Here is an 11,387-nt window from a genome sequence, read left to right on the forward strand (position 1 = left end):
AAGTTTAGCCATACTTAGATCGTCTTGACGTAGGATGTGTCGAAAAGTTTTTCCTGCGTGACGTCTTCCTTGACCATGCCCTCGGAGCGGAACCAATCCAGTTGCTCCATACAGCTGTTGAGCGAGAGGGCCAGCCCCTTGTTGATGCGCATAGCGCCATCGATCAGGTTTTGTTTTGCCGTCTCGAACGGGCTGTCGCTTTCGACATATTTGTGCACGATTTTTGCGATGTCGTCGCGCGCCGCATCATCCGCCGTGTTGTCGACGAAAGCCGCATTATAATCGTCGATTGCCCGGGAGTAGGCTTTCAAGAAAGCTTCCGTCATGGCGCGCTCGTCGCTCGCATTCTTGGTAGACGTGAATGCTGTAGTGACCTGATAATCCGGAGCGTAGTCGGAAACGAGGCCGATCTGTTTGGCAGCGCCTTCGCGAATGAGCTTTTTCGCGATATTGGGCTGGATCGCCCAGGAATCGATCTGCCCGGTTGACAGGGCGCCTACCAAGGCACCAAGTTTCTGTAGCGGACGGAGCTGGATTTCTGAAAGCGGAATATTATTGGCCTTGGCGATCTTGTGCGCCATGAAATGGAATGATGAACCCGCCGTGGTGATGCCGAAACTGTGTCCGGCCAGCTTGGATGGCTCCGTCAGCCCGCCTTCATAAGCCTTGTTGGAGGCCAGAATAACATTGCCGGTGATGCCTTTTTCTTCCGCAAGCGCACCGCCGATGACCTTGATCGCGCCTTTGTCGGCCAGGCTGATAAGCCCGCCGCTCATCGCAGTCACACCGAAATCGGCGTCGCCGGACGCGATGGCGACCGCCATGGGTTGGGCGGCCTCGAAGAATTTCAGCTCGATATCGAGACCGGCGTCTTTGAAATAACCGCGCTCATGGGCGATATAGCTCGGCGCATGGCTCGCCAGATGGAGCACCGCCAGATTGCGCGTCGCGGCGCGGGCAGGGGAGCCGAAAGCCGTGCTGATGCCCAGTGCACCAAGCCCCATCAATGTCTGACGGCGTGTCAGGGTAAAATCCATTCTGGCTCTCCTCCGATGCGGGTGTCAGCCCGGCGCAACAGATTACCTGCCACGCCCGGCAAACAAAATTTCATTACGTCTCTGCCACGAAAAAATATGGAAGATTGCTTTCGCATAATGCCCCGGCGCCGGATTTTCAATGATTTTAAGGACTGAGCTTCACACCCACCAACCTCGATTGCACCGGGAAAGACGCTTAACCGGTAATGGATATGTTCAAAATGATGGAACCATACTGCGAAGTTTAGCCGAGAAGCCTTCTGCGATAGCAAGCGCGGCCAGAGCAAGTTATAAGACCAAGTTATAGGGTGGGCGAAGCAGGTTGGGTCCTAGCTAAAAAGTGACTCTCGTGGCTCTATTGTATTAAATTAGAGCATTCCGTTCAAACTTCAGGTGACGCCGATGAATGACGAAAATATGGATCAGCAGGGCGGGGTGGTGTTACCTTCGCATTCTTATTCCGGGTCATATGCGTGGCAAACGAGTTTCTATGATGCCGAACTCGATCCACGTGACTGGCTGGCGGCCATCATTGACGGTTCTGATGACGCGATAATCAGCAAGGACCTGAATGGTAACGTTAAAACCTGGAACAGGGGAGCCCAGCGACTATTCGGATACGAACCTGATGAAATTGTGGGAAAGCCGATCACCATCCTTATCCCGGATGATCGCCTGCAAGAGGAGCCGGCGATTTTGGCCCAGATTCGCGCGGGTAACCGCGTGGATCATTTCGAAACCGTCCGAAAGAAAAAAGACGGAACGCTTTTTGATATCTCCCTAACCATCTCTCCGATCCGGGATGCAGGAGGCAAAATTATTGGCGCATCCAAAATAGCCAGGGATATCACCGAACGGCGTCGGGCTCAGGAACAACAACGCCTCCTGATGGGCGAAATGAATCACCGGATCAAGAACCTTTTTGCACTGGCAAACGCGATTGTTTCCTTGAGCGGGCGGGAAGTGAAAACCGCCGAGGAATTGCGTCAGCATTTGCAGTCCAGACTTTCTTCACTTGCAAGAGCCCACGCACTAACAATGCCCGACTGGGAAGAAGTTGGAGCGGCGTCCATCTCTCTCCACGCGCTTCTGCAGACAATACTCGAACATTATGATCACCAGAATATAACCGTTACTGGCGCCAATCCCGCGGTTTCCGGAAAGCAGCTGAGCAGTCTTTCGTTGTTGCTCCACGAGTTCGCGACCAATGCGGCCAAGCATGGGGCGCTTTCAGCGCCTGGGGGCAACCTTTCTGTAACTGCCCTTGAAACCGAAGATACGTTTGAATTGCTCTGGTCGGAAACCGTACAGGATCACCCCGAAGAACCCAATGTTGAAGGGTTTGGAACCCGGTTGGAGGCCGCGCTCTCGGGCGCTCTCAACGCCAGGGTTCAACGGAACTGGACCTCGACTGGTCTCGAAATCAGCTTGCTGGTCCCCAAAGCAACACTGGAGCCTAAATAGAAGAACGACTTCACCAAGCGATAACGGCGTGGAGGGTTTCGTTGTAATCTATTGGCGTTTACTACCGGGCGCGCCGCGCAGCTGGGTAGGCATTGCAAGCACGATACCAAGCGATTTTGGCCAAGTGCCGCTTGGATACCAAAGGTTCCTCGGGTGCCTTCAGGGATGAGTTGTCGCAGAGGATATCGAAGCTTGTTCCAGAGGACTGTCTGGTGCTGAACAAAGGAACACGGGGCAACGCTGCGTTTCCAATTGAGCAGCCTTTGAGGTTTCCACAAGTCATCGAAGTTACGCCGCTAATTCCCGTTCTCCAACCACTTTGGGTCTTGCCGCGCTCCCGATCCTCCCCGAGCGGTCACTCAAACCGGAGGAGCCATACGGCGACAATCGGAAAGGCGAGCATCGCCGCGACCATGAAAAAGAGGATTCGCCAGCCGCGAGGAACCGCCCGATAGCCGAGCCCGGCAGACACGATTGCGAGCAAACCTGTCAAGGGCCAGCCGAAATAGCCAAAGATGATAAGGTAGGCTTCGTAAGGAGTGAAATTGATCACTGTCTGTCCTGCATAACGCGAGCGGTGGGTTCGGAGAGGGATGATGCGAAGGCTCCATCCATGATTTGCTCATCCACTTGATGAGGTTGTGAACTCTATCACAGTTCTGCTGAGCGCTTTTGTCTGGTGACGACCCATCAAATTGAGATGGCAAACCCTACACATGCTGCGGCTGGAACTTCGCGCCTTTGGTTTCCTATGGGCGAAACAAGGTAAGTTCCTGAGTGAATGTCCCATCACCGTTGGGTTCTGACGACATTTCGCCCAGAAAGCCGGAGAATTTTCCGGTGGTTCCGATGACGGCAAGCGCCGATTTTCCGTTTTCAGCCTCTTGTCCTGCTACCACGATGCTTCCGGCATCGAATTTCAGTGTCCATTGGCACTGTCCGTGAACACCGCTCTTGGTCGTCACGCAGTAACCGCTATTGGTGCCTACATCGCGCCGGTACTGATCCATCAAAGGTTGATCGAAGACGAACAGGTCGCCCTGAGATGGCCCGTCTGCGCTGGTGTTCATAGACCTCTTTTCACCACGCGTCCCATCCGCGATCGTGATGATCTTTGTTTCGTCCCGTTGCGGCTGCGTCGATTGCTCTGGTGGCGAAGCCAGCCTTCCTTCACTGGCCATGTCCTGCCACCAGATAATACAGGAGGCTACTCCGACGACGAGTAGCGCGCCAACGGGGCGATGTTTCGGTTCATTTTTTCCTCCATGGTAAGTGTTTGCTGTTGCGGCTCGTTCGTCAATTGTCGCCCATCTCGCATTGAGACAACCTTGGTCTATGCGTGGATCAGGGTGCACATCTCATCGATGGAGCCTTGGCGCGGATATCTCAAAATCTCTAAGCAGCACACAGAAAGAGTTCGTCATCGTTTTCGACGGAAGATTTCCGGTCGATGACCTTTGATGGATTGACACCTCCACGTTCTCCGATATTCTTTTATAAAAGCTTATATAACATAATTGTGGAACAATTCAAAAATGGGGGTTTTGCCTTGCGGATCAAACTAGCACTCCTTCTGGCATCTGCGATGCTCTTGAGTCCCGGTGCTTCACTGGCGCAGGATAAAGGCGGCGTTATCAATGTCGCGACAATCGGCGAGCCGCCGACGCTCGATCCGATGGTTTCCACCGCTGATCTGGTGGGGATCGTCACGCAGCATATCTTCGAAACTCTCTACACCTTCGACAAGGAATGGAAGCCGACGCCATTATTGGCAGAAAGTTTGCCCGAAATCAGCGCGGACGGAAAAACCTATACGATCAAGCTCCGTTCCGGCATCAAGTTCCATGACGGTAGCGACATGACGTCGGAAGACGTGGTTGCGTCGCTGGAGCGCTGGACAAAGCTTGCTTCGCGGGGAAAACAGGCATCGGTCTTTATTGAAAATATAGCGGCGACCGATCCGGCTACGGTGACGATAACGCTTAAGCAGCCACATGCGCCACTGACCTCACTGCTTGCCTTCAACAATTCTGCGGCGATCATCATACCCTCGGAAAAGCAGGCTGAGCCGATGAACGAATTTATCGGCACCGGTCCCTATATGCTCAAGGAGCGAAAGGCAGATCAGTATATTCAGCTCGTGCGTTTCGACGGTTACAAGTCGCGCGAGGGCGAGAGCGACGGTTATGGCGGCGCGCGTCATCAATATCTTGACGAAATCCGCTTCGTATCGGTCCCGGACGCCAACACTCGTGTCGAGGCCGCGGTTTCCGGACAATATGATTATGTCGATTCCATTCCGGTCGAATCCTTTGACAAGATCAAGTCTTCGACAGCTTCCCAGCCATTGCTTCTGAAGCCCTTCGGCTATCCTGTCTTTGTTTTCAACACCAAGGAAGGGGTGGCGTCGAAATTGCCGGTGCGAAAGGCTGTAACACACGCATTGAGTATGGAAGACATGCTTGCGGCTGCGTTCGGCAGTACGGAATTCTACGCGTTAGACGGCGCCTTCTATCCTTCCAATTTCGTCTGGAATACGGACGCGGGTGTGGAAGGCAATTATAACGTGGCCCAGCCGGAAGCTGCAGCCGAAGAATTGAAGGCTGCCGGCTACAATGGAGAGCCGCTGCGCATTCTGACCAGCCGCCAATATGAGTTCCATTACAAGATGGCGCAGGTGGCCGCCGAATATCTCAAGCTTGCCGGTTTCAACGTGGATTTGCAGGTTGTCGATTGGGCGACTCTGACGCAGCGCCGTGCTGATCCCAAGCTCTGGGATATCTACATAACGCACAGCCCTTTCCTGCCCGAACCTGCTTTGATGGGGTCTCTGTCGACCAGTTCGCCGGGCTGGTGGGACACGCCAGCGCGTAAAACCGTAGTCGATGTTTTCACGTCGGAATCCAATCCGGACAAGCGCATTGCGCTGTGGGCAGACGTTCAGAAGACCATCTATGACGAACTGCCCCTGATCAAGATCGGCGACTTCAATGCTGTCGCGGCGATGTCCACCAAGCTGGAGGGCGTTGAGCCAGCGCCGTGGCCTTACTTCTGGAATGCTTCGTTGAAGAAGTAACTCCCGGCAATGCAAATGCCGTCCGTCCGGTCGGCATTTGCTGAAATGTTCAATCTGGAGAATCTGATCGCATGGTGCGCTACATCCTTCAGCGGTTTGTCGGCATGGCGGTCGTCATGTTTCTGGTCGTGACGATCGTGTTCGTGATTGTCCGGGTGACGCCCGGCGATCCTGCCGCCGTCATGCTTGGACCAGATGCATCTGCGCAGGACATTGCCGATCTGCGCGCCCGGCTTGGTCTGGATCAGTCGCTGGTCATTCAGTACTTTTACTACATAGGTCAGCTGCTGAAGGGCGATCTCGGCCAGTCGATATTCCTCAACATGCCAGTTGGCGCAGCATTGCTCGACAGAGCCGAGCCAACGTTCTTTCTGACAGTTCTTTCGCTTCTGATTGCATGCATCATTGCTCTGCCGGTCGGAGTTTATGCGGCTTATAGGCGTGGCTCCTTTGTGGATCAGGCTGCAACAACGGTTGCCATGCTCGCAGCGAGCATACCGAGCTTCTGGCTCGGCCTTATCCTCATGCAGTTTTTCGCGGTCCGGCTGAACCTGTTTCCGGTGTCCGGCTATGGCGGGCCGGGTTCGAGCTTCACGGATCGAATGTACCATCTGATCCTGCCAGCCATCGCGCTGGGGCTGGTTTCCTCCGCCCTGATCCTGCGCTTCACACGTGCCTCAATGCTTGATGTTCTTGGTGACGATTACATCCGCACGGCGCGCGCAAAGGGCCTGATCGAGCGGCGTGTGATCATGAAGCATGCCTTGAAGAACGCGCTGATCCCGATCCTGACCGTGATTGGTCTCACCGCAGCCGTCCTGATCTCCGGCGCCGTGGTGACCGAAACGGTGTTCGGCCTGCCGGGGGTTGGCAATCTTGTCGTGTCTGCAGTCCTGCGTCGGGATTATCCGGTAATCCAGGGCGCGCTGCTCGTCATCGCGGGGCTCTATGTCTTGATCAATTTCATCATCGACATGCTCTATCTGTTCGTAGATCCGAGGGTTCGCTACTGATGGCCGATCTGGTTACGACTACGCAAAAAGTACCCTCGGAACGCGCTTTGTTTGTCCGTCGGCTGTTCAAACGCAAGACAGTGGCGGCTGGCATTATCGTGCTTGCGGTCTTTGCCATCCTCGCGCTGCTGGCGCCCTGGATCGCACCTTACTCACCGTCGAAGCTATCCATCGTCAACCGTCTAAAGCCGCCGAGCGAAATGTTCTGGTTCGGCACGGATGAGTTCGGGCGTGACGTCTTTTCTCGTACGATCTATGCCGGACGGCTGTCACTTATGGTGGGCGCGGCTGTTGTCGTCCTGTCAGCGATCATGGGAGTGACACTCGGATTGCTCGCAGGCTTCTTTCAGCGTCTGGATACTCCCATCGCTCGCCTGATCGACGCGATGATGGCGTTCCCCGACATTCTGCTGGCCATCGCGCTGGTCGCTGCGCTCGGCCCATCGCTGGCGACGGTCATCGTTGCCCTGTCAGTTGTCTACTCACCGAGGCTGGCGCGCATCGTGCGCGCCTCGACGCTGGTGATCCGTGAATTGCCTTATGTCGAAGCGGCTCAATCGCTTGGAATCTCGACATTCCACATCATGACGCGGCACGTGCTGAGAAATCTGATCTCGCCCATCATCGTGCAGTGCACTTTCCTCTTTGCGAGCGCAATGCTCGCCGAAGCGGGGCTCTCCTTCCTTGGTCTCGGCGTAAGCCCCGAGATTCCGACCTGGGGAACCATGATTGCCGCGGGACGCCAATATATAGGCCAAGCCGACTGGATGACCTACTTCCCCGGCTTCGCCATCATTCTTTCCGTCCTCTCGCTTCAGATGGTTGGCGACGGACTACGCGACATGCTCGATCCAAGACTGCGAAGGGATTTGTAATATGATTTCCGGTGAACAGGCGAAGCCGCTTCTCATCACCAATGTCAGACCGGTAGCTTTCGGTGAACATTCAGATGCGACGACCGATATTCTCGTCGGGAAGGACGGCAATATCAGCGCCATCGGCAAGTCGTTGAACGCACCGGCAGAGGTGGAGCGGATCGATGGCAAGGGAGGCTGGATTTCGCCGGGTTGGGTCGATCTGCATGTTCATATCTGGCATGGTGGTACGGATATCTCGATACGCCCTTCCGAATGCGGCGCTGAAAGAGGGGTGACGACACTCGTCGATGCCGGTTCGGCGGGGGAGGCCAATTTTCACGGCTTCCGGGAGTATATCATCGAACCTGCCAGGGAACGGATCAAAGCCTTCCTCAATCTTGGTTCAATCGGCCTTGTCGCCTGCAACCGGGTTCCGGAATTGCGCGATATCAAAGATATTGATCTCGACCGTATTCTCGAATGCTACGCCGCCAATAGCGAGCATATCGTGGGGATCAAGGTCCGGGCCAGCCACGTCATAACCGGGTCGTGGGGCGTTACGCCAGTCAAGCTTGGCAAGAAGATCGCGAAGATACTGAAAGTGCCCATGATGGTGCATGTGGGCGAGCCGCCCGCGCTCTATGATGAAGTTCTTGAAATTCTCGGGCCCGGCGATGTGGTGACGCATTGCTTCAATGGCAAGTCCGGCTCCAGCATCATGGAAGACGAAGACTTGTTCAACCTCGCGGAACGCTGCGCAGGCGAGGGCATCCGGCTGGATATCGGCCACGGCGGGGCGTCCTTCTCCTTCAAGGTCGCGGAGGCGGCAATTGAACGGGGACTCCTTCCATTCTCGATCTCGACAGACCTGCACGGACATTCGATGAACTTTCCTGTCTGGGATCTGGCGACAACAATGTCCAAATTGCTGTCGGTCAACATGCCGTTTGAAAATGTCATCGAAGCCGTCACGCATAACCCGGCATCGGTGATCAAGCTCTCGATGGAAAACCGGCTTTCTGTTGGGCAACGTGCCGATTTCACGATCTTCGATCTGGTTGATGCCGACTTGGAAGCGACGGATTCCAATGGTGATGTGTCTCGGCTGAACAGGCTTTTTGAGCCCCGCTACGCAGTCATTGGTGCTGAGGCGATTACGGCCAGCCGCTATGTGCCGCGTGCGCGCAAACTCGTTCGCCACAGCCACGGCTATTCGTGGCGCTGAAACTGGCAGCGTCGCATTGAATTTTACGGGAACGTCCCGTGACGAAATGATGAGGAAAATTCGTGTCTCATTCTCCCCAAACGACCGAAGTACGATACTCACCCTATGAGCGCCTAGCTTCACTAGGCATAACCTTGCCGCCACCGCCCCCGCCCATCGCGAATTTTGTCACGCACGTTCGGGAAGGCAACATCCTCTATCTTTCCGGGCAAGGGCCAAGGGAAGAGAGCGGACATTTGCGGGCAGGTAAGGTCGGCGGCGACATCGGCGTGGATCAGGCCTATCAGGATGCCCGTCTCACCGGTATCAATTTGCTGGCCGTCATGCACGAAGCGCTTGGCGACCTTTCCCGTGTAAAGCGTGTCGTGAAGCTGTTGGGTATGGTCAACGCCGTGCCGGACTTCGAGCTACACCCCAATGTCATCAACGGCTGCTCCGATCTTTTCATCGAAGTGTTTGGTGCAGCCGGTCAACATGCGCGTTCAGCCGTCGGCTTCGGTTCCTTGCCGGGCAATATCACGGTTGAAATCGAAGCGATCGTCGCTCTGAAAGACTAGGAAAGCGTCAATGATTGCGCCAGCCCATCAGCTTTTCGATCTTCGCCGCCGAAGCGCGCACCTGACTGGTGTAGCGGCTTTCGTCGGAAAGCACTTTCTGTTCAGGAAGCACGATGGAGATTGTCGCAACGCATTGTCCATCGCGGTCGCAGATCGGGGAAGCAATGCAGGCAACGGCATAGTCGGATTCCGCAATCTGGATCGAGAGCCGCTCATCGAAAGCTCTCGCCGCAGCCTCCGAGAGACTCGTGGCGTCGATTTCGGCCCGACCGGTCGGAGAAGTCCGGGCGCAACGCTTGAAAAGCTCGATCCGTTCATTTTCAGCCAAATGCCCGACCAGAAGCCGACCGGATGCAGTCCAGTTCAAAGGTACTCTTGTGCCGACACGCGAGGCAACCTGAAACGGGCTTGGTCCGTCTGCCATGGCCAGAACAAGCATATGGTCTCCATCCCGGCCGCACAGCTGCACCGCTTCGTTCGCTTCGCGGCAGAGATCATGCATTTCGTGCGTGGCGACGCTCATGAAATCAAGCGACCGCGCGTAAGCAAGACCGTAATAATAGAGCCGCGCACCGAGCCAGATCGCACCGTCCGCGTTGCGGGCGAGCATGTTTTTCTCAACGAGATCATCGATGGTCACATAGACCGTCGACAGAGGCGCCTTGATCGCCTTGGCAATCGCATAGGGACCAGCTGGAGCGCCGGTCTCATAAAGATAGTCAATCACCTGCAACGCACGGTCGATGCCGCTGACACGCGAGCGGCGTGTCGACTTGGTTTCGATATCGTCTGCAGGGGACGTTTCGGCGGAAATAGCGGTTGACGATACGCTCAACTCAGTTGCTCCGTGTGAAATTCGAGAAGTTATTACATTATTATGGCATATATGTCGATGCCGGAGACAGCGAAAGAAATGGGAGAATTGACATGACCGATGATATCCGCCGCAAGATCGGGCTTCGACCGGTCATCAATGTTTCCGGCACGATGACATCGCTTGGCGCATCCATCGTAGTGCCTGAGGCAATAGAAGCGATGGCAGCGATCTTGCCCCAGTTCGTTGAGGTCAATGATCTCCAGCGCAAGGCAAGCGAAGTGATTGCACGGTTGACAGGCGGCGAAGCTGGCTTCGTCACGGCGTCGTGCTCGTCAGGCATTACACTTGCTGTTGCCGGAACCATGACAGGCAACAACCTTCTCGCGATTGAAAGGCTGCCGGATACGATGCCGGAAAAGAACGAAGTTCTGGTGCAGACCGGTCACGTGGTCAGTTACGGCGCTCCGGTCGATCAGGCAATCCGGCTTGCAGGAGGCAAGGTCGTCCTGATCGGACAGGCGACATCAACCCATCGCTATCACATGGAGAATGCGATTACCGAAAAGACCGCTGCGGCGGTTTATGTCGTATCGCACCACGTTGTGGACTATGGCCTTCTGCATCTAAGCGAGTTTGTCGAGATCGCGCACGCCAGGGGCGTGCCGGTGATCGTGGATGCTGCATCCGAATATGACCTGAAGCTCTTTCTGGAAAAGGGCGCAGATATTGCAATCTATTCGGGACACAAGTTTCTTGGCGGCCCAACCTCGGGGATTGTCGCAGGCAAGAAGGAACTCGTTCGCCATGCTTTCCTGCAAAATCTCGGCATTGGGCGCGGCATGAAAGTTGGCAAAGAGAGCATTTACGGCGTCATGGCTGCACTGGAAGCATGGGAAAAGCGTGACCATGCCGGGATTCGCGAACGGGAAACGGGATATCTGGAACTGTGGAAGAGAACGCTGGACGGCCGCCCCGGTGTCACGGCTCTGATCGAACCAGATCCGACGAACAATCCGCTCGACCGCCTGCGTGTGATTGTGTCTGCACCCGATGCGCACATCACGGCTTGGGATCTGGCAACCGCTCTTGCGCGTGGGAATCCACCGATCATAACCCGTGACCATGAGGTAGAGCACAACTATTTCTATCTCGACCCATGCAATCTGCATCCCGGGCAGGAGACTGTCGTGGCTCGACGTTTGGGTGAGGAACTCGACAGAGCCCGGGCATCGAACGAGATTATCGCTACCCCCTTTGAGGACCGAAGCAGACATCGCTTCGATGGCTTGCTGCGCTGGCCGGATTGATGGCCGGCAGAGGCTGAGTAACGCGGAGGAACAT

The 11,387-nt window shown here is 55.5% G+C and carries 11 protein-coding genes; 7 read left to right on the plus strand and 4 right to left on the minus strand.

Features of this window, described 5'->3' with window-relative positions; translation table 11 throughout:
- Positions 1–14 precede the first annotated feature (14 nt).
- On the minus strand, positions 15–1,037 hold the full coding sequence (locus ACS5UA_RS20295) for an ABC transporter substrate-binding protein (RefSeq protein WP_112702256.1): 1,023 nt from the start codon (positions 1,035–1,037) through the stop codon (positions 15–17).
- A 402-nt stretch (positions 1,038–1,439) separates the two neighbouring features.
- Between ACS5UA_RS20295 and ACS5UA_RS20300 the strand changes: the two genes are divergently transcribed.
- On the plus strand, positions 1,440–2,501 hold the full coding sequence (locus tag ACS5UA_RS20300) for a PAS domain S-box protein (protein WP_273772848.1): 1,062 nt from the start codon (positions 1,440–1,442) through the stop codon (positions 2,499–2,501).
- Positions 2,502–2,856: 355 nt separating this feature from the next.
- Here the strand turns inward: ACS5UA_RS20300 and ACS5UA_RS20305 are convergent, their stop codons facing one another.
- Together ACS5UA_RS20305 and ACS5UA_RS20310 are read right to left on the minus strand one after the other, a co-directional pair.
- The gene (locus tag ACS5UA_RS20305; RefSeq protein WP_112702258.1) at positions 2,857–3,054 is read right to left on the minus strand and encodes a hypothetical protein; all 198 of its coding nucleotides are present in this window, start codon (positions 3,052–3,054) and stop codon (positions 2,857–2,859) included.
- A 196-nt stretch (positions 3,055–3,250) separates the two neighbouring features.
- Positions 3,251–3,682, minus strand: a complete 432-nt coding sequence (locus tag ACS5UA_RS20310; RefSeq protein ID WP_112702259.1) for an allene oxide cyclase barrel-like domain-containing protein — start codon at positions 3,680–3,682, stop codon at positions 3,251–3,253.
- Between the two features lie 404 nt (positions 3,683–4,086).
- Between ACS5UA_RS20310 and ACS5UA_RS20315 the strand changes: the two genes are divergently transcribed.
- The 5 genes from ACS5UA_RS20315 (at position 4,087) to ACS5UA_RS20335 (ending at position 9,229) form a co-directional block, all read left to right on the plus strand.
- Complete coding sequence (locus ACS5UA_RS20315; protein ID WP_420703426.1) at positions 4,087–5,577, plus strand: ABC transporter substrate-binding protein; 1,491 nt, start codon at positions 4,087–4,089, stop codon at positions 5,575–5,577.
- Between the two features lie 71 nt (positions 5,578–5,648).
- Positions 5,649–6,590 carry an ABC transporter permease gene (locus tag ACS5UA_RS20320; RefSeq protein ID WP_162718882.1) on the plus strand — a complete coding sequence of 314 codons (942 nt, stop codon included), beginning with the start codon at positions 5,649–5,651 and terminating at the stop codon, positions 6,588–6,590.
- On the plus strand, positions 6,590–7,465 hold the full coding sequence (locus ACS5UA_RS20325) for an ABC transporter permease (protein ID WP_112702260.1): 876 nt from the start codon (positions 6,590–6,592) through the stop codon (positions 7,463–7,465). The genes ACS5UA_RS20320 and ACS5UA_RS20325 overlap by 1 nt, the downstream gene beginning before the upstream one ends.
- A 1-nt stretch (position 7,466) precedes the next feature.
- Positions 7,467–8,672, plus strand: a complete 1,206-nt coding sequence (locus ACS5UA_RS20330; RefSeq protein ID WP_021588411.1) for an amidohydrolase/deacetylase family metallohydrolase — start codon at positions 7,467–7,469, stop codon at positions 8,670–8,672.
- 62 nt (positions 8,673–8,734) lie between these two features.
- Positions 8,735–9,229 carry a RidA family protein gene (locus ACS5UA_RS20335; RefSeq protein ID WP_031347365.1) on the plus strand — a complete coding sequence of 165 codons (495 nt, stop codon included), beginning with the start codon at positions 8,735–8,737 and terminating at the stop codon, positions 9,227–9,229.
- 7 nt (positions 9,230–9,236) lie between these two features.
- Here ACS5UA_RS20335 and ACS5UA_RS20340 read toward each other — a convergent pair whose 3' ends face one another.
- The gene (locus ACS5UA_RS20340; protein WP_112702261.1) at positions 9,237–10,064 is read right to left on the minus strand and encodes an IclR family transcriptional regulator; all 828 of its coding nucleotides are present in this window, start codon (positions 10,062–10,064) and stop codon (positions 9,237–9,239) included.
- A gap of 92 nt (positions 10,065–10,156) precedes the next feature.
- Between ACS5UA_RS20340 and ACS5UA_RS20345 the strand changes: the two genes are divergently transcribed.
- The gene (locus ACS5UA_RS20345) at positions 10,157–11,353 is read left to right on the plus strand and encodes an aminotransferase class V-fold PLP-dependent enzyme (protein WP_112702262.1); all 1,197 of its coding nucleotides are present in this window, start codon (positions 10,157–10,159) and stop codon (positions 11,351–11,353) included.
- The last annotated feature ends 34 nt before the right edge of the window (positions 11,354–11,387 follow it).

The sequence above is a fragment of the Brucella sp. RRSP16 genome, from assembly GCF_052246815.1.
GTDB classification, from domain to species: Bacteria; Pseudomonadota; Alphaproteobacteria; order Rhizobiales; family Rhizobiaceae; genus Brucella; species Brucella intermedia.